The organism is Trinickia sp. NRRL B-1857 (assembly GCF_050470685.1).
GTDB lineage: Bacteria > Pseudomonadota > Gammaproteobacteria > Burkholderiales > Burkholderiaceae > Trinickia.
In genome coordinates, this window is record NZ_JBFLUK010000001.1 from 1,615,649 (window position 1) to 1,633,952 (window position 18,304).

Consider the following 18,304-nt stretch of genomic DNA (forward strand, 5'->3'; position numbering starts at 1 on the left):
AAGTCAACACTTCGAATGACGGGATAGAACATCGAGAAATGGTAGCACGCACGCCTTGCCCCATTTTTCGCGCTAGCCGGCGATACGCGTGCGCAACAGCACATCCTCGGCACCCGGCGCGATCGCCACGAGCGCTTCGCCCACGGACACATGAGCGCAAGCCAGCACGTTTTGTAGTCGTTTGGTCAGTTTTTTTGTAGTTGTCAGCAGTCAGCCCCCTTTTCACCCTGGCTTCACTGAGGAAACCACCGTGACGTCTTCCGGATCGGCGCGCACCGCCCGCCGCAACGATGCATCGCCTCGCTCGTCCAAAAAAAAATCCGCCGCGCTAGCAAGCGCGGCCCCTGCCGCCACCTCGCGCACCGACGGCGCCACACCGCATAAAACGGCCGGCCGCGGCCGCGAGGATAAAGACCAGCCGCTGTTCCAGGACATTCGCTATCTCGGCCGCCTGCTCGGCGACGTCGTGCGCGAGCAGGAAGGCGATGCCGTCTTCGACGTCGTCGAAACGATTCGTCAGAACGCCGTCAAATTCCGGCGCGAGGACGATACGAGCGCATCTCAAGCGCTCGAGAAACAACTGCGCACGCTCACGCCCGAGCAAACGGTCAGCGTCGTCCGTGCGTTCAGCTTTTTCTCGCACCTGGCCAACATCGCCGAGGATCGCCATCACAATCGCCGCCGCCGCATCCATGCGCTGGCGGGCTCGGCGCCGCAAGCCGGGACGATCGCGTATGCGCTGAGCCGGCTCGCGCTGGCGGGCAATCTGGATACCGACACGCTCAAGCGCTTCTTCGACGATGCACTGATCGTGCCCGTGCTGACGGCCCACCCCACCGAAGTGCAACGCAAGAGCATTCTCGACGCCCAGCACGACATCGCACGTCTGCTGGCAGAGCGCGATCAACAGTTGACCGAGCGCGAACGCGCGCACAACGAAGCGATGCTGCGCGCACGCGTGACGACGCTTTGGCAAACGCGGATGCTGCGCGACTCGCGCCTGACCGTCGCCGACGAAATCGAAAACGCCCTCTCGTACTACCGTGCCACGTTCCTCAACGAGATTCCGGCGCTGTACGACGATATCGAAACCGCGCTCGCCGAACATACGGGCGCGCCCGCCCACGTCCCGGCGTTCTTCCAAATGGGTAGCTGGATCGGCGGCGACCGCGACGGCAATCCGAACGTGACCGCAGCCACGCTCGAACATGCGATCACGCGCCAAGCCACCGTCATCTTCGAACACTATCTCGAAGAGGTACATGCGCTCGGCGCCGAACTCTCGGTCTCGAATCTGCTGGCCGGTTCGAGCGATGCGCTGAAGGCGTTGACGGCGGCTTCCCCCGATCAATCGCCGCACCGCGTCGACGAACCCTATCGCCGGGCGCTGATCGGCGTCTACGCGCGGCTCGCCGCGACGGGGCGCGCTTTGCTCGGCGAAGGCACCGTCCACACGCGCAGCGGCGTGCACCGCGAGTGCGAGCCCTATGCGGACGCGCAGGCGTTCGCACGCGATCTGAACGTGCTCGTCGACTCGCTGGGCGCGCATCACGGCAGCTCGCTCGCCACGCCGCGTCTCGCACCGCTCGCACGTGCCGCGCAGGTGTTCGGCTTTCACCTGGCATCGATCGATCTGCGCCAAAGCTCCGACGTCCATGAAGCCGTCATCGCCGAGTTGCTCGCGCGTGCCGGCGTCGAGCGCGACTACGCCTCGCTCGCCGAGGCGGACAAGCTACGCGTGCTGCTGGCCGAACTCGAGCAACCGCGGCTGTTGCGCTCGCCCTACCTCGACTACTCGCCGCTCGTGCAAAGCGAGCTCGCCGTACTGGAAACGGCCCGCGTCACGCGCGAGCGCTTCGGTGCGCGCGCCGTTCGCAACTACATCATTTCGCATACGGAGACCGTCAGCGACCTCGTCGAAGTCCTGCTGCTGCAAAAGGAAACGGGGCTGCTCGAGGGCACGCTCGGCGGCCGCGGCGCCAAAGCGAAGAATTCGCTGATGGTCATTCCGCTGTTCGAAACGATCGCCGACTTGCGCAACGCACCCGTCATCATGCGCGAGTTCTTCGGGCTGCCGGGCGTCGATGCACTGCTCGCCCACCAGGGCGGCGAACAAGAAGTCATGCTCGGCTATTCGGACAGCAATAAGGACGGCGGCTTCCTCACGTCGAACTGGGAGCTGTATCGCGCCGAACTCGCGCTCGTCGCGCTGTTCCGCGAGCGCGGTATTACCCTGCGCCTGTTCCACGGCCGCGGCGGCACGGTCGGCCGCGGCGGCGGTCCGACCTATCAGGCGATTTTGTCGCAGCCGCCGGGCACGGTAAACGGCCAGATCCGGCTGACCGAGCAAGGCGAAGTCATCGCGAGCAAGTTCAGCAACGCCGAGATCGGGCGGCGCAACCTCGAAACCGTCGTCGCCGCCACGCTGGAAGCGTCGCTCGTGCCGCAGGGCAACGCGCCGGCCAACCTCGCCGCTTTCGAAGAGACGATGCAATCGCTCTCGAACGCCGCCATGGCCGCCTATCGCGCCCTTGTCTACGAGACGCCGGGCTTCACCGATTACTTCTTCTCGTCCACGCCGATCTCGGAAATCGCCGAGTTGAACATCGGCAGCCGCCCGGCCTCGCGCAAGCTGCAAGATCCGAAGAACCGCCGCATCGAAGATCTGCGGGCGATTCCTTGGGGCTTCTCGTGGGGGCAGTGCCGCTTGCTGCTGACGGGCTGGTACGGTTTCGGCAGCGCCGTCGCCGCGCATCTGGAAGGCGCGGCGAGCGAGGCCGATCGCACGCGCCGCCTGACCATACTGCGCAAGATGTACAAGAGCTGGCCGTTCTTTTCGACGCTGCTCTCGAACATGGACATGGTGCTGTCCAAGACCGATCTCGCCGTGGCGTCGCGCTACGCGCAACTCGTCGAAGACAAGAAACTGCGCAAACACGTGTTCGAGCGGATCGTCGCCGAATGGGAACGGACCTCGCACGCGCTCTCGGAAATCACCGGCAAGGATGAGCGGCTCGCCGATAATCCGCTGCTCGCGCGTTCGATCAAGAACCGCTTCCCGTATCTCGATCCGCTGAACCACTTGCAGGTCGAACTACTCAAGCGGCATCGCGCCGGCGATTCGAATACGCGTGTACGGCGCGGCATTCACTTGACCATCAACGGCATCGCCGCCGGCCTACGCAATACGGGCTAAGCGCCATTATGCCGGCGCTGTAAAGCGCCGGTTTTAGGCTTGCGTTTAAAAAGGCCGTTCGCGAAAGCGAGCGGCCTTTTTTATTGCGCTGCACCTATTTGTTTCGCTTACCCTTAAGTGTTTATACCGCCCCCAGCGGCTCAAGTTTTATCGCATTCCGGTCGTTAAAAAAATCGTAATACCCGGTTTTGCCGTTCCTACTATGTCAATCATTGGCCTGCAAACCCGACACAGGCGGATACGGCAACAGGCGCCGGTGCGCCGCCCCGAGGCGCACGTCGCAGCTATTTCGCGAGCAAGCGTAGTCGGCAAAAATGCTTGTCGAATCATGATTAACGTGTCGTCCCTTTTTCGATCGCTGGCAAGGATCCCGCATACGTTGCGTGTCAATCACGCGACGGCGCTCGGTTTGATCCTGGCTTTATGGCTCGCACTCGGTGCCTTTTCGACTTGGGATGTCAGAACCGAGTTGACGAACGAACGGCTCCAGGCCGATGCGCTCGCCGACGCGCTCTCGGCCCACACGTCGCGCGTTCTGCGCGAGGCGAATCAGGCGGCGTCCGTCGTCGCATGGCTCGTCCGTCGCAATGGCGTGAACTTGCCGCTCGACGATTACGTTCACTCCGGCCTGCTCGATCTCGACGTCTTCGTTCAAGTTGCGGTCATCGACAAGCACGGCATCTTGCGCGCCTCGACGATTCCCGATTTCAAGCCGATCGACCTTTCCGACCGCGAACACTTTCGCATTCACCTGGACGATCCGAGCACGCGGCTATTCGTCGGCCGCCCCGTGATCGGCCGCATCAGCGGCAAAACCTCGATCCAGCTTTCGGAGCGCGTCAACGACCCGCAAGGGCGCTTTTTGGGCGTCATCGTCGTCTCGATGCCGCCGTCGTACCTGACCGAGCTCTACGATACGCTGCGCCTCGGTCACGACGGTCTCGTCTCCGTCGTCGGCACGTACGATTTCGACATTCGCGCGCGTCGCAGCGGCGATCGCAGCAACCTCGACTGGCTGCGTCTGCCGCAAAACTCGCCGCTGCGGACCGCGCTTTCTACCTCGCCCCGCGGTCATTTCAACGCCGTAAGCCCGATCGACCACGTTCAGCGCACCGTGAGCTACCGGACCCTGCCCGATTACCCGCTCGTGGTCATGGTCGGTTTTTCCAATGCGGAATTTCTCGCCGCGTTCCGTATGCGCATGCTTGCGCTCGTTATCGCGGGTGTCGTGCTGACCGGTTTGATTCTAGCGGCGGGGGCGAAACAGGGCCGGCTATTTCGCCGGCTACAAGCCGCGTCGGGGCGCGAGCGCGAAGCGCACGAACGCACGATCGTGGAGGCGAAACGTGCCGATGCGCTGTTCAAGGCGATTCCCGATGGCGCCCTCGGCCTATCCGCCAACGGCCAAATCGACGGCTACAACCCCCGCCTGCTCGAACTGCTCGGCTGGCAGGGCGACGAAATCGCGACCGCGACGCCTGTCCAAATTGCACAGGCGTTCTTCCGCGACGACCCCAGCGCCGAACACGAGGGCAAAACCGAGCAATTCGCGCAAATGCTCGGCGGAGCGACGCTCAAGCATTCGGCGAACGCCGTGTTCAATCTCGACACGCCGTTCCCTAGCGTCTACGAAATGCGCGTCGAGCGGCGCGGAGCCGACTCGAGCGGCGTCGTCGCGCTGATTCGCGACGTGACGCGCGAACATGCGAACGAGCAAGCCTTGATGCAAAGCGAATCGCGCTACCGGCAACTGATCGAATTGTCGCCGTACGCCGTGTTCCTGATCCAAGAGTTCAAGATCGCCTTCGCCAACCCCAAAGCGCTCGAAATGCTCGGCGCCTATTCGGCCGCGCAAATTCGGGGACTATCGATCGTCGAGTTCGCCCACGCGGAGCATCGCGAAGTGATCGAGGAACGGATCGGCCGTCTGCTGCGGCGCTTCACGGCCGCGCCGGCACGTGAAGAGAAGTGGCTGCGGCTCGACGGGAGCGCGTTCGTCGGCGAAATGACGGCCGTGCCTTACGAGCTCGACGGCGTGCGCGGCGCGCTCGTCATGCTGCAAGACGTGACGGGGCGCAAGGAAGCCGAGACGCAGCGCGACCGGCTGTTCGATCTGTCGCTCGATTTGACTTGCTTGGCCGACCCGGCAGGCCGGTTCAAACGCGTCAACCCGGCATTCACGAAGGTGCTCGGCTGGTCCGCCGACGAATTGCTCTCGCGCCCGTTCATCGAATTCGTCCACCCCGAGGACCGCACGCGCACGATGCACGAAATCGAGAGCCGCCGCCCCGGCGAGCCGATCGATCAGTTCGAGAATCGTTACCTGTGCAAGGACGGAAGCGCGCGCTGGCTCGCGTGGAAGGCGATCCAGCTCGAAGGGCTCATCTACGCGACCGCGCGCGACGTGACCGAAAGCCGCCGGGCCACGAAACAGCTCGAACAGGCACGTGCCGATGCCGAGTCCGCGTCGCGCGCGAAGAGTGCTTTCCTCGCCACGATGAGCCACGAGATCCGCACGCCGATGAACGGCGTCATCGGTATGATCGAAGTGCTCTCGCAATCGCCGCTATCGACCGACCAAGGCGACATGGTCACGACGATCCGCGAATCGGCGCATGCGCTGCTGACGCTGATCGACGACATCCTCGACTTCTCGAAGATCGAGGCGGGCCGGCTTCATATCGAGCGCGTCCCGCTCTCGATCGCCCATCTCGTCGACGGATTGTGTCAATCGCTGATGCCAGTCGCAGAGCGAGCCGGGGTGAAACTCACGAAGTCGATCGCCCCCGAACTACCGCAGGTCGTGCTGTCGGACGACACGCGGCTGCGGCAAGTGCTCTACAACCTAGTCGGCAATGCCATCAAGTTCTCGGGCGGACGCCCCGACAAACCCGGCGCGGTGAGCGTCGCCGTCGAAGCCGAGCCGCATCCGTCGGAGGCAGGCCGCGTGCAGATCCGCTTCCATGTCGGCGACAACGGCATCGGCATGTCCGCCGATACGCTACCTAAGCTGTTCAAGCCGTTCACCCAAGCCGAGGCATCGACGACGCGCCGCTTCGGCGGCACGGGCCTCGGCCTCGCGATCTGCCGGCGGCTGTGCGAGTTGATGGGCGGCGACGTCTCGGCGCGAAGCGAAGTAGGCGTGGGCTCGACGTTCACGGTCAGTCTGCCGTTCGAGATCGGCGAAGCGGCCCTCGACGTTCATCGCGCCCTTTCGCATGCGAGTACCGCCGTGCGCGGCGGCGGACTGGGCTCGAACCGCCCCGCGCCGTCGATTGCCCAGGCCCGCGAACTCGGGCGATTGATCCTCGTTGCCGAAGACGACGCGATCAATCAGAAGGTGATCCTGCGCCAACTGGCCCTACTCGGCCATGCCGCCGAGATCGCCGGCGACGGACGCGAGGCGCTCGCGCTTTGGCGCGCCAACCGCTATGCGTTATTGCTGACCGATCTGCATATGCCGGAGATGGACGGCTACGAACTCGTCGAAACGATCCGTCGCGAGGAAGGCACGAACTGGCGCTTGCCGATCATCGCGCTGACGGCGAACGCCGTGCAAGGAGAAGCGGCCCGCGCGAAGGCCGTCGGAATGGACGGCTACCTGACCAAGCCGCTCCAACTCGCCCGGCTGCAAGCGGTGCTCGATTCGCATTTTCCCGTGGATGACACCCCCGCCGCATCCGAGGTGGCGCCGCCCCCCGAACCGGCGCCGGCTCACACGTGCGCCGTCGATATCGAGGTGCTCAAAGGCATCGTCGGCGACGACCCCGAAACCGTGCGCGAGTTGCTTTGCGACTATCAGCAGTCGGTTGGGCGCTTGGCCGGCGAGTTGCGCGCGCATTGCGAGGCGGGCCGCGGCCGGGAAGCCGGCGCGATCGCGCACAAGCTCAAATCGTCGTCGCGCTCGGTGGGTGCGCTCACGCTCGGCGATTTGTGCGCCGAACTCGAAAACGCCGGGAAAGCCGGCGACCTCGCTCTGCTGGCCAATTGGGCCAAGCAGTTCGATGCGGCGCTGGCCGCGGTCGAACAATCGCTCGATCGGCTACTCGCCGTGGAATCACGATAATCAGGACGGTCAATCATGACGGAACTCAACGATCTGACGCCCAAGCACGCCGCAGTCCTCGTCGCCAGCCAATCCGTGGCCGACGCGGAGCTCGTCGGCAAGCTATTGCAAGACGAATTTCACAACGTGAAGCTGTCGACGAAATCCGAATTCGCCGTCGACGATTTCGAAACGCATCGTCCCTCCGTGCTCGTCCTCGCGTTCGATACGCTCGATGCGGCCCAGCGCTACTACATCGGGCTCTATAGGATGAGCACCGTCGTGCACGAAACGCGTCATCGTGTCGTCGTGCTCTGCAATAAGCACGACGTATGGACGGTCTACGATCTGTGCAGTACCGGTCACTTCGACGATTACGTGCTGTTTTGGCCGGCAACGAACGACGCGCCTCGTTTGCGCATGTCCGTGCATCAAGCGCTGCGCATCATGGCGGCCAAGGAGCAAGCCGGCGACGTCGCCCCGCGCGCCGCACCGGCCGGCGTCAACGCGCCGAACAAGCAACCCGCGAAACCAGTCGAGGCCGATACCGATACGGTATTCGTCGGCTTGCAAGCCGGCGGCGCGCAGCCGGCGCAGACGGCCCCCGGCACGCACGCGCCGGCGCCCAAGGCCGCGAGTCCCGCGCCGCAACGATTGGCCGTGCTCATCGTCGAGGACGACGAATTTCAGCAAAAGCTCATCGGCCGTTTGATGAACGGGCTCGATATCGACGTGTTGTTCGCCGGCAGCGGCGCGCAAGCGATCGAGCAAATGTGGGAGCACAAGCCGGACCTCGTGCTCATGGACGTAGGCTTGCCCGATACGAACGGCGTCGAGGCCACGCGCAAAATCAAGTCGATCGGCCAGTTCGGCCATGTGCCGATCCTCATGGTGACAGGTCATAGCGAACGCAACATCGTGGTCGACAGCCTGAAGGCCGGCGCCGCCGATTTTCTCGTCAAGCCGTTCGACAAGAACACTCTGCACGAGAAGCTGCGCCAGTTCTTGCCCGGCTTGGCGGTATGACCATCGGTAAGCACGGGTGCAGCACATGGAGCAAGCCACACGTCCCCGCAAGATCCTCGTCGTGGACGACGAGCCGTTCGTACTGAAGGTACTCGTTCGCCAACTGACTGCTCTCGGCTACGACGACATCCTTTCGTACGAACACGCGCAAGATGCGCTTTCGGTACTGGAGACGCAGGATCATCAAGTCGACGTCGTCTTCACCGATCTGCAAATGCCCGGCATGGACGGCGTCGAATTTCTGCGGCAACTCGTGCAGCGCGGCTACGACGGACAGGTCGTGCTGGTGAGCGGCGAAGATACGCGCGTGCTCAAGAGCGCGGAAAAGCTCGCCTATTCTCGCGGCTTGCACGTGCTCGGCTCGCTCGCGAAACCGGCCACGCGCGAGCAATTGCAGCAGCGGCTGCACTGCGTCAAACCGCCGGCGCCCGCGGGTCAGCTGCGCGGCACTTATCTCCCCGAGGAACTGCACGCGGCGATCGCTGCCGGTCAAATCGTGACCTGCTTTCAGCCGCAAGTTGCGTTCGCGACCGGTGAACTGATGGGCGTCGAAGCGATAAGCGCGTGGCGGCACCCACGCGACGGGCTAGTCGTCACCGATCGCTTGCAGGCGGGCGAGCAGTACTCCGGAATCCTAAACGATTTGACGCGCACGATGCTGCCGTCGATTCTCGATGAGGCGGCTCGATGGCAAGGCTTGGGCGACGATTTCCGCGTCGCCGTCAATTTGTCGATGGAGGATCTGGCCGCGCTGGATTTCCCCGATTTCATCGTCGATGCCGCCAAGCAGGCCGGGTTCCCGCTTTCTCGAATCGTGCTCGAAATCAACACCGCGCATATCACGCGCGATGGCCTCATTTCGCTCGACGTACTGACGCGGCTGCGCTTGAAGCGCATCAGTCTGCTGCTCGACGATTTCGGCACGGGGCACGCGTCTCTCACGCATTTGCGCGACGTGCCGTTCGACGAACTAAAGCTTCACGGCGGCTTCGTGCATGGCGCGAGCCGGGACACCTCGCTCGGCGCCATCGTCAAAGCAAGCCTGTTGCTTGCTCGTCAGCTCAACATGCGCACGATCGCGCAGGGCATCGACGATCCCGACGATTGGTGCGTGTTGCGCGACTTGTCGTGCGACGTCGCGCAAGGCGGCTTCGTCGGGGTGCCGATGCCCGGCGAGGCACTCGCGACATGGGCCGACGCGTGGGCCGCGCGTTACGCGGCGCTCACGCGCTAGGGACCCGCGCGCGAGGTCCGGCTCATTGCGTGCAACGCGCCTCGATCATGACCACGTCGAGCATGAACGAACCGTCGGGCTGCACGCCGTAATGTTCGCGCACCTCGTCGGGGGCGCTCGCCCACAGCGAGCGGATCGCCTGCACGCGCTCGGCCGGCGTACGCATGCGCGCCACCCATGAAGCGAATTCGATCGGCAAACGCCAGCGCTCCCGTACGGTAGCCGAGCATCCCGCGGCGGCAAACAAGGCGACCCATTCGTCGGCGCGGTAGTTGCGCACATGCGAGCCGTCGCGCAGCACCTCGACAGCCTGCAAATGCGTATCGATCAAAGGATGATCGGCGCCGGCCACGTCGATGAACAGCACTCGGCCGCCCGGCTTGAGCACGCGCCGCACTTCCGTCAGGGCCCGCGGGAGATCGCGCCAATGATGGGCGCTGAAGCGGCTCACGACCCAATCGAACGATGCATCGGCAAACGGCAATTGCTCGGCGGCGCCTTGCTGCGTCCGAATATTGGCGAGCCCTTTGTCGCGGGCGGCCGCGGCCACCGTCGCCAGCATCGGTTCGGCGATGTCGTAGGCGATCACCGAGCGCGCGTGCGCGGCGACGGCAAAGCTCGCGTGGCCGGCCCCGCATCCGAGATCGAGCACGTCGGCGTCCGGCGTCGATCCGACTTCCCGCGCCAGCGCCTCCAGGTCGGCGCCGCTCGCATGAGTCGGGCTCGTCAGATAGGCGGCGGCGGTCGAGCCGAATGCGTCGGCGACCTGGTCGTGATGTTTCATCGGTGCGCTCCTTGGGCAGCAAATAGGGGAAAAGCCGGCAAGCCGGCCTACGCGCCGCCCCAAAATCAACCCGATCGGCCATTTCGACGACGCGTCCCGCTACAATATGACCACGCAGGTACCGGTACAAGCCAAGCAAATATCCCGGTATCGGATCTACCAGGCTGCGACCGCACCCCCCGATCTACCCGACACAACCGATTTCGCCGACCATCATGACCACCGCCGTACCGCCCCGCCCCAGCACGAGCGCTCGTCACGCAGCCTCGGCCCCGTCGCCGGGAACGGCGCTGGAAGCGTCGCCGGCCCGCGCGCTCGGCGAATTCATCCGGGCGCACCGCGAGCGGCTCACGCCGCAGGCCGTCGGCTTGCCGCCGGGCCCACGACGGCGCACGCCGGGGCTGCGCCGCGAGGAAGTCGCCCAAATGTGCGGCGTGAGTCCGACCTGGTACACCTGGATCGAACAAGGGCGTCCCGTCTCCGCTTCCGCCGATGCGCTCGCTCGTATCGCCGTCGCGCTGCGGCTTTCGCGCGCAGAGCGCGCCTATCTGTTCGAACTGGCCGGAGAACGCGACCCGGCCGAGCCCACGCCGGCGTCGAACGACGCACCGGCCACCTTGATCGCAACCGTCGGTTTGCTCGATGCACCGGCCTACGTGCTCGATCGTCAGTGGAACGCGCTGGCATGGAACACCCAAGCGGCGGAACTCTTCGTCGGCTGGCTCGACGGGGCGCCCGAGACGCCGCGCGACCGCAATCTGCTTCGTTTTACGTTCACGGAGCCGGCGGCGCGCACGCTGATCGTCGATTGGGAAACGCGCGCACGCCGCCTCGTGGCCGAATTCCGGGCCGATTCGATCCGCCATCTGAACGATGGCCCGACTCGGGCGTTGATCGATGCATTGAGCGCCGAAAGCGACGAATTCGCGCATTTTTGGGCGTCCCAGGACGTCGGCGAACGCGAGGGCGGCAGCCGGGCGTTCGATCACCCGCGCCACGGGCGTGTCGTCTACGATCAAATCACGCTGCGGCCCGCGCACCGCGAGGACTTGCTGCTCGTCGCGCTCGTGCGGGTGTGAACCCGGGCGCGGCCGGCGCCAAGCGTAAGATAGCGCCTCGAACCCACGACGGCGCCGAAGCCGCCCTATGACGACCTTACCCAACGAACCCACGCCGTCCGCTCTCGCCGCCCTGCTCTCGCGCGTCGCGGCCAGCGACGCTCAAGCACTCCGTACGCTGTACGAACTCACGAGCGCGAAACTGTTTGGCGTCGCGCTCCGTATATTGGTGAAGCGCGAATGGGCGGAGGAAGCGTTGCAGGAGTCGTTCGTCAACATCTGGCGCCACGCCGGCGACTACCGTGAGGCGCTCGCGGGTCCGCTCACGTGGATGGCCGCCATCGTGCGCAATCGGGCGTTGGACTGCCTGCGCCGGCAAAAAGCCGCCACCTCCGACGGCTCGCCGCTCACGACGGAATGGAGCGATTCGCTCGACGAAGTCATCGCGGGCGACGAGCGCGATCCGGCCGATACGGCGCTTTTGTCCGAACAAGCGAAGCAACTTGCGATTTGCCTATCGCGGCTCGATGCGAGCCAGCGCCAGGCCGTCGCGCTGGCGTATCTGCGCGATCAAAGCCACAGCGAGATCGCCGAGCAGCTCTCGGTCCCACTCGGCACGGTGAAGTCGTGGGTGCGCCGCGGGCTTGAAAAACTGAAGATTTGCATGGGGGGCAAGTGATATGAACTTGCACCGGAATCCCGATTTGGTCGACCGCCTTGCCGCCGAATACGCGCTTGGCGTGCTGCGCGGCAGCGCGCGCAAACGCTTCGAGGCGCTGGCGCGCCAAGATCGCCGTATTGGACAAGCCGCCGAAAGCTGGCAAGCGCGCATCGCGGCGATGACCGAACTCGCCCCGAGCGTCGCGCCGCCCGCGAGCGCATGGGAAGGCGTGGAGCGCAGGCTCGGTTTGAACACGGCATCCGCGGGGTCGGCAGCCGCCGCTTTCGCTTCCGCACCCACTCGCCGCGCCGGCGCGCGTACGGCATTTGGCCAAGCGCGCTCGCGCTGGTTCGACTCGCTCGCCTTCTGGCGCGGCTGGTCGATCGGAGCGACGGGCCTGGCGCTCGCCGCGGCGGTGACGCTCGCCGTTACGCTGCGCCCGTTCGCGCCGGAAGGCGCCCCGCCCGCGGCGGCGCCCAGCGGCGGGAAGATCGAGCGCGTCGCGTACGTCGCGGCGCTCGTGCCGCCCGATCAGCCGAAAAGCGCGACGATGGCGTTCGTGATGTGGGACGACAAGAACGCGATGGCGAGCGTGCACCGTATGACCGGGGGCAACGCGCCGCCGCCCGGCAAGAGCGAACAGCTTTGGGGCGTGATGCGCGACGGCCGCATGGTCTCGCTCGGCATGCTGCCGGCCGGCGAAGTCGTCGCCATGAAGCTGCACGGCATGAACACCTACGTGAAGCTGGCCATATCGGTCGAACCGATGGGCGGCTCGCGCCGGACCGACGGCCCCACCGGGCCGGTCGTCTGCGAAGGCGCGTTGATGGCCACGGCATAAAGCCGATACGAGCCGGTAGGCCGCTCGGGCGGTGATAAAATCGACGGCTTACCGCCGCTTCGGCCTACCGCCCATCCGCTCATTTCTTCACCGCCCATCATCATGACGTCTCAACTGCACAAAAAAGGCGAAGCCTGGTCGGCTCGCTTCTCGGAGCCGATGTCGGAACTCGTCAAGCGCTACACGTCGTCGGTATTTTTCGACAAGCGCATGGCGCTCGTGGATATCGAAGGCTCGCTCGCGCACGCGAAGATGTTGGCCGCGCAAAAAATCATCGCCGCCGACGATCTCGCGGCGATCGAGCGCGGCATGGCACAGATCAAAGGTGAAATCGAGCGCGGCGAATTCGTCTGGCAACTCGACCTCGAGGACGTTCACCTCAACATCGAGGCGCGCCTGACCGCGTTGATCGGCGATGCCGGCAAGCGCCTGCATACGGGCCGTTCGCGCAACGACCAAGTGGCCACCGATATCCGCTTGTGGCTACGCGGCGAGATCGACCATATCGGCGGCCTTATCAAAGACTTGCGTACGGCGCTCGTCGATTTGGCCGAGCAGCATGCCGAAACGATCATGCCGGGCTTCACGCATTTGCAAGTCGCACAGCCGGTGACATTCGGTCATCACCTGCTCGCCTACGTCGAAATGTTCGGGCGGGACAGCGAGCGCATGCGCGATTGCCGCACCCGCGTGAACCGCTTGCCGCTCGGCGCCGCGGCGCTCGCGGGCACGAGCTATCCGATCGATCGGCACGCCGTGGCCAAGACGCTCGGCTTCGACGGCATTTGCGCGAATTCGCTCGACGCCGTATCCGACCGCGACTTCGCAATCGAATTCACGGCGGCCGCCGCGCTCGTCATGACGCACGTCTCGCGTCTGTCCGAAGAGCTCGTGTTGTGGATGAGCCCGCGCGTCGGCTTCATCGATCTGGCCGACCGCTTCTGCACGGGCTCGTCGATCATGCCGCAAAAGAAGAACCCCGACGTGCCGGAGCTCGCGCGCGGCAAGACGGGGCGCGTGAACGGCCATCTGATGGCGTTGCTCACGCTCATGAAAGGCCAGCCGCTCGCCTACAACAAGGACAATCAGGAAGACAAAGAGCCGCTGTTCGACACGGTCGATACCGTCGCCGATACGTTGCGGATTTTCGCCGAGATGGTGGCGGGCATCACGGTCAAGCCGCAGGCGATGCGTGCGGCGGCGCTGCAAGGATTTTCGACGGCGACGGACTTGGCCGATTATTTGGTCAAGCGCGGCCTGCCGTTCCGCGATGCACACGAAGCCGTGGCGCATGCGGTGCGGATCTGCGTCGATCGCGGCTGCGATCTGGCCGATCTCACGCTCGACGAAATGCGCGCCGAACTGCCGAACGTCGCCCATTTGATCGGCGAGGACGTATTCGGGTATTTGACGCTGGAAGGTTCGGTGGCAAGCCGCAATCATCCGGGCGGCACGGCGCCGGAACAAGTTCGCGCCGCGGTTCAAGCTGCACGTCAAACGCTTTAAGCGGCTTTAAGTAGCAGTAGCGCTAAGCAGCTTGAAGCGGTTCAAGCACCCAGCGCGGCGGCGGCTCGATCCTCGCAGCCGTCGCGCTACCGTCCCCATCCCTCAATCGCTTCCCACGGTCTCCGACAATCGCTTGATCGTCGCCACACGCTCGCCGATCAGGTCCGCGCGCTCGGCCTCGGTGCCGAGCAATGAGGTCGCGTCAAAGTACGACCACCACGCCCGCTGAGCCCGCACGAGCGTCGATCTTGCGCGCACCGGGAGCTTGTCGCGCAGCGACCGCTCATAACGCCGCAAATCGAACTGCGCATGCTCGCAGGCTCCATCGACGTTACAGGGGCGCAAGCGCTCGTCGTGCGCGCGAGCGTCCTCGCTCTGCGCGCGGGTCGCCGCAGGGCTCGAGACGGCCGGCGCATCCGCAGCAGTGCTTGCGCCGGGAGCCGGCGCCGAAGCCGGCGAAGCGCCGAGCGGCGCCGATGCGCCCACTGTCGATGCAACCGGCGCGAAGCGCGAGGCGACATGCCGCAGCGCAAGCGCGCGATCGCGCACCGACTGCAACAAAACATTCGCCTCCGTGATCGAGTACGAGCTGCCGCGCGTCGTCGCGAATACGGCCCGCAACAACGCTTGCTCCTCCTTGCGCCAGGCCAGCCATCGCCCTTGGCTTTGCGCCCAGCCGCGCTTCTGATCGTCGGGCGCGCTGGCCGCGATCGAGCGCATCGCGGCATCGATCGCTTGTTGCCACGCATCGCGGGCGGCCTCGATGCACTGGACCTGCCCGGGGGTGGACGAGCGATCCGCCCGCGCCGAACAATTCTGCATCGCCGTGTCGATCGGATCGGCGCGCGCCGCCTCGGCACGCGCCGAAAACGGTGCAACCGAGAGCGCGGCGAGCAGCGCGCACCGCATGGCCCATGCCGCGAACGCGCCGAGAGGAGGGTTCGGCTTGGACATTGTCAAACGCGCACGCAGTCGACGAAATATTCGGTCCGGCCGGCCGTCGTCTCCGCGACGAGGCCGTGAATATCCGTCGAGAAACCCGGGAAGCGCTCGTTGAACTCGCGCGCAAACCGTAGATAGTTGACGATCGTCTTGTTGAAGCGTTCACCCGGAATCAACAGCGGGATGCCCGGGGGATAAGGCGTCAACAGAATGCTCGTCACGCGGCCTTCGAGCTCGTCGATCGGCACGCGATCGATCTCGCGGTGCGCGAGCTTGGCGAACGCGTCCGACGGCTTCATCGCGGGCTCCATGTTGGAGAGATACATCTCCGTCGTCAGTCGCGCGATGTCGTTCGCGCGATAGACGCTATGGATCGCCTGGCACAGATCGCGCAGACCCATCCGCTCATACGCGGGGTGCTGGGCCACGAACTCGGGCAACACGCGCCACAGCGGCTGATTCGTGTCGTAGTCGTCCTTGAACTGCTGCAACTCCGTCACCATCGAATTCCAACGACCCTTCGTGATGCCGATCGTGAACATGATGAAAAACGAGTAAAGCCCCGTTTTCTCGACGATGATGCCGTGCTCGGCCAGATATTTCGTGACGATCGCGGCCGGAATCCCCGTCTCGCCGAAATCGCCGGCCATGTCGAGCCCCGGCGTGACGATCGTCGCCTTGATCGGGTCGAGCATGTTGAAGCCGTCGGCAAGCGGACCGAACCCGTGCCATTGATCGTCGGCGTGCAAAATCCAGTCCTCGCGTGAGCCGATGCCTTCGTCGGCCAGCGCTTCGGGGCCCCAAACCTGGAAGAACCAGTCGTCGCCGTACTCGGCATCGACCTTGCGCATCGCGCGGCGGAAATCGAGCGCCTCGGCGATCGATTCCTCGACGAGCGCCGTGCCGCCGGGCGGCTCCATCATGGCCGCCGCGACGTCGCACGAAGCGATGATGGCGTACTGCGGGCTCGTGGACGTATGCATCAAATAGGCTTCGTTGAAGCGATGCCGGTCGAACACGCCGTGCTCGGAGTCTTGGACGACGATTTGCGAGGCCTGCGAAATGCCGGCGAGCAACTTGTGCGTCGAATGGGTAGCGAACACGAGCGCCCCCGTACGCGGACGCCCCGCGCCGATCGCGTGCATGTCCTGATAGAACGCGTGAAATTCGGCGTGCGGCAGCCACGCTTCGTCGAAATGCAGCGTATCGAGAAAGTCTCCCAACAGCTCCTTGATCATCTCGACGTTGTAGACGACGCCGTCATAGGTGCTCTGCGTGATCGTCAGAATGCGCGGCTTCAGATTCGGGTTCTTTTCCAGCGCCTCGCGGGCGAACGGATTCGCCAAGATCTTCTTGCGAATGTTCTCGGGCTTGAATTCGTCGCGCGGAATGGGGCCGATGATGCCGAAGTTGTTGCGCGTCGGCGTGAGAAACACCGGAATCGCCCCCGTCATCGTGATCGCGTGCAGGATCGACTTATGGCAGTTGCGGTCGACGACGACGATGTCGCCCGGCGCCACCGTCGCGTGCCAGACGATCTTGTTCGACGTCGAGGTGCCGTTCGTCACGAAGAACAGGTGATCGGCGCTGAAAATGCGCGCGGCGTTGCGCTCGGAGGCCGCGACCGGTCCGATGTGATCGAGCAGTTGCCCGAGTTCGTCCACGGCGTTACATACGTCCGCGCGCAGCATGTTCTCGCCGAAGAACTGGTGAAACATCTGCCCGAGCGGGCTCTTCAAGAACGCGACGCCGCCCGAGTGCCCCGGGCAGTGCCACGAGTACGAACCTTCGTCGGCGTATTTGACGAGCTCCTTGAAGAACGGCGGCGACAGCGAATCGAGGTAGACCTTCGCCTCGCGCACGATATGGCGTGCGACGAACTCGGGGGTGTCCTCGAACATGTGGATGAAACCGTGCAGCTCGCGCAGGATGTCGTTCGGCAGGTGGCGCGAGGTGCGCGTCTCGCCGTACAGGAAGATCGGGATATCCGAGTTGCGGCGGCGAACCTCGGTCACGAACGCGCGCAATTCGAGAATGGCGGTGGCAAGCTCGGGCAACTCGCCGTCCGATCCCGTTTCGCCGAGCATCAGCTCGTCGTCGTCCAGCGACAAAATGAAGCAGGAGGCGCGGCTCGACTGCTGCGCGAACGAGGTCAAATCGCCGTAGCTCGTCAGGCCGAGCACTTCCACGCCCTCACCTTCGATCGCCTCCGCGAGCGCGCGGATGCCCGAGCCCGAGATGTTCTCGGAGCGAAAATCTTCGTCGATGATGACGACGGGGAAACGAAACTTCATGGACGAATCTCCAAAAACAAGGACCGCGGGCACGGGGTCATCGCATCCCACGTGCCAGCGGCCGCTCTCGGTGCCTAGGGCAGGCAATCAAACACTAGAGTCTCTACGCGTTGCGCGTCCGTTATATGACGGTTGCCAACACTACGTCTTGGGCAGCGTGACGCCATGCTGCCCCTGGTATTTCCCGCCGCGATCGGCGTACGACACCTCGCACACCTCGTCGCTCTCGAAAAACAGCACCTGCGCCACGCCTTCGTTCGCGTAAATCTTAGCGGGCAACGGCGTGGTATTCGAGAACTCGAGCGTCACGTAGCCCTCCCATTCGGGCTCGAACGGCGTGACGTTGACGATGATCCCGCAGCGCGCGTACGTGGACTTGCCCAAGCAGACCGTCAGCACGTTGCGGGGAATGCGGAAATATTCGACCGTGCGCGCGAGCGCGAACGAATTCGGCGGGATGATGCAAACGTCGCCCTTGAAATCGACGAACGACTTCTCGTCGAAGTTCTTAGGATCGACGATCGTCGAATTGATGTTCGTGAAGATCTTGAATTCGTCGGCACACCGAATGTCGTAGCCGTAGCTCGAGGTGCCGTAGCTCACGAGCTTGCGGCCGTCCTCGCCCATGCGTACTTGAGCGGGCGCGAACGGCTCGATCATGTTGTGCTGGTCGGCCATGCGCCGAATCCACTTGTCGGATTTGATGGTCATAAAAAA

At 64.4% G+C, this 18,304-nt stretch carries 12 protein-coding genes; 8 read left to right on the plus strand and 4 right to left on the minus strand.

Annotation, left to right across the window (positions count from 1 at the left end):
- Positions 1-250: 250 nt before the first annotated feature.
- The 4 genes from ppc (at position 251) to AB1286_RS07125 (ending at position 9,501) form a co-directional block, all read left to right on the plus strand.
- The gene (ppc, locus tag AB1286_RS07110; RefSeq protein WP_430362594.1) at positions 251-3,196 is read left to right on the plus strand and encodes a phosphoenolpyruvate carboxylase; all 2,946 of its coding nucleotides are present in this window, start codon (positions 251-253) and stop codon (positions 3,194-3,196) included.
- A 379-nt stretch (positions 3,197-3,575) separates the two neighbouring features.
- Complete coding sequence (locus AB1286_RS07115) at positions 3,576-7,262, plus strand: PAS domain S-box protein (RefSeq protein WP_430362595.1); 3,687 nt, start codon at positions 3,576-3,578, stop codon at positions 7,260-7,262.
- A 15-nt stretch (positions 7,263-7,277) separates the two neighbouring features.
- Complete coding sequence (locus AB1286_RS07120; RefSeq protein WP_430362596.1) at positions 7,278-8,267, plus strand: response regulator; 990 nt, start codon at positions 7,278-7,280, stop codon at positions 8,265-8,267.
- A gap of 25 nt (positions 8,268-8,292) precedes the next feature.
- Positions 8,293-9,501 (plus strand): EAL domain-containing response regulator, encoded by a 1,209-nt coding sequence (locus AB1286_RS07125; RefSeq protein ID WP_430362597.1) that lies wholly within the window; start codon positions 8,293-8,295, stop codon positions 9,499-9,501.
- A 22-nt stretch (positions 9,502-9,523) separates the two neighbouring features.
- Here the strand turns inward: AB1286_RS07125 and AB1286_RS07130 are convergent, their stop codons facing one another.
- Entirely contained in the window at positions 9,524-10,285 is a 762-nt protein-coding gene (locus AB1286_RS07130) for a class I SAM-dependent methyltransferase (protein WP_430362598.1), read from the minus strand.
- 215 nt (positions 10,286-10,500) lie between these two features.
- Between AB1286_RS07130 and AB1286_RS07135 the strand changes: the two genes are divergently transcribed.
- The 4 genes from AB1286_RS07135 to argH all read left to right on the plus strand — a co-directional run bounded on the left by AB1286_RS07135 (position 10,501) and on the right by argH (position 14,351).
- A complete protein-coding gene (locus tag AB1286_RS07135; RefSeq protein ID WP_430362599.1) occupies positions 10,501-11,364 on the plus strand; it encodes a helix-turn-helix transcriptional regulator in 864 nt (287 codons plus the stop codon).
- Positions 11,365-11,431: 67 nt separating this feature from the next.
- On the plus strand, positions 11,432-12,022 hold the full coding sequence (locus tag AB1286_RS07140; RefSeq protein WP_430362600.1) for a sigma-70 family RNA polymerase sigma factor: 591 nt from the start codon (positions 11,432-11,434) through the stop codon (positions 12,020-12,022).
- Between the two features lies 1 nt (position 12,023).
- On the plus strand, positions 12,024-12,845 hold the full coding sequence (locus tag AB1286_RS07145; protein WP_430362601.1) for an anti-sigma factor: 822 nt from the start codon (positions 12,024-12,026) through the stop codon (positions 12,843-12,845).
- Between the two features lie 102 nt (positions 12,846-12,947).
- Entirely contained in the window at positions 12,948-14,351 is a 1,404-nt protein-coding gene (gene argH, locus AB1286_RS07150; RefSeq protein ID WP_430362602.1) for an argininosuccinate lyase, read from the plus strand.
- 102 nt (positions 14,352-14,453) lie between these two features.
- On the opposite strand, the gene AB1286_RS07155 is transcribed toward argH, so the two are convergent.
- From AB1286_RS07155 to dcd, 3 genes are all read right to left on the minus strand, one after another.
- Positions 14,454-15,305 (minus strand): lysozyme inhibitor LprI family protein, encoded by an 852-nt coding sequence (locus tag AB1286_RS07155; RefSeq protein WP_430362603.1) that lies wholly within the window; start codon positions 15,303-15,305, stop codon positions 14,454-14,456.
- A gap of 2 nt (positions 15,306-15,307) precedes the next feature.
- Positions 15,308-17,587: an Orn/Lys/Arg decarboxylase N-terminal domain-containing protein gene (locus tag AB1286_RS07160; protein ID WP_430362604.1), complete on the minus strand. Its 2,280-nt coding sequence runs from the start codon at positions 17,585-17,587 to the stop codon at positions 15,308-15,310.
- 141 nt (positions 17,588-17,728) lie between these two features.
- On the minus strand, positions 17,729-18,298 hold the full coding sequence (gene dcd, locus AB1286_RS07165) for a dCTP deaminase (RefSeq protein WP_430362605.1): 570 nt from the start codon (positions 18,296-18,298) through the stop codon (positions 17,729-17,731).
- Between the last annotated feature and the right edge of the window lie 6 nt (positions 18,299-18,304).

Coding starts and splice junctions, on each gene's coding strand:
- AB1286_RS07120 (WP_430362596.1), top strand. CDS start 7,278: ATGACGGAACTCAACGATCTGACGCCCAAGCACGCCGCAGTCCTCGTC.
- AB1286_RS07125 (WP_430362597.1), top strand. CDS start 8,293: ATGGAGCAAGCCACACGTCCCCGCAAGATCCTCGTCGTGGACGACGAG.
- AB1286_RS07130 (WP_430362598.1), bottom strand. CDS start 10,285: ATGAAACATCACGACCAGGTCGCCGACGCATTCGGCTCGACCGCCGCC.
- AB1286_RS07135 (WP_430362599.1), top strand. CDS start 10,501: ATGACCACCGCCGTACCGCCCCGCCCCAGCACGAGCGCTCGTCACGCA.
- AB1286_RS07140 (WP_430362600.1), top strand. CDS start 11,432: ATGACGACCTTACCCAACGAACCCACGCCGTCCGCTCTCGCCGCCCTG.
- AB1286_RS07145 (WP_430362601.1), top strand. CDS start 12,024: ATGAACTTGCACCGGAATCCCGATTTGGTCGACCGCCTTGCCGCCGAA.
- argH (WP_430362602.1), top strand. CDS start 12,948: ATGACGTCTCAACTGCACAAAAAAGGCGAAGCCTGGTCGGCTCGCTTC.
- AB1286_RS07155 (WP_430362603.1), bottom strand. CDS start 15,305: ATGTCCAAGCCGAACCCTCCTCTCGGCGCGTTCGCGGCATGGGCCATG.
- AB1286_RS07160 (WP_430362604.1), bottom strand. CDS start 17,587: ATGAAGTTTCGTTTCCCCGTCGTCATCATCGACGAAGATTTTCGCTCC.
- dcd (WP_430362605.1), bottom strand. CDS start 18,298: ATGACCATCAAATCCGACAAGTGGATTCGGCGCATGGCCGACCAGCAC.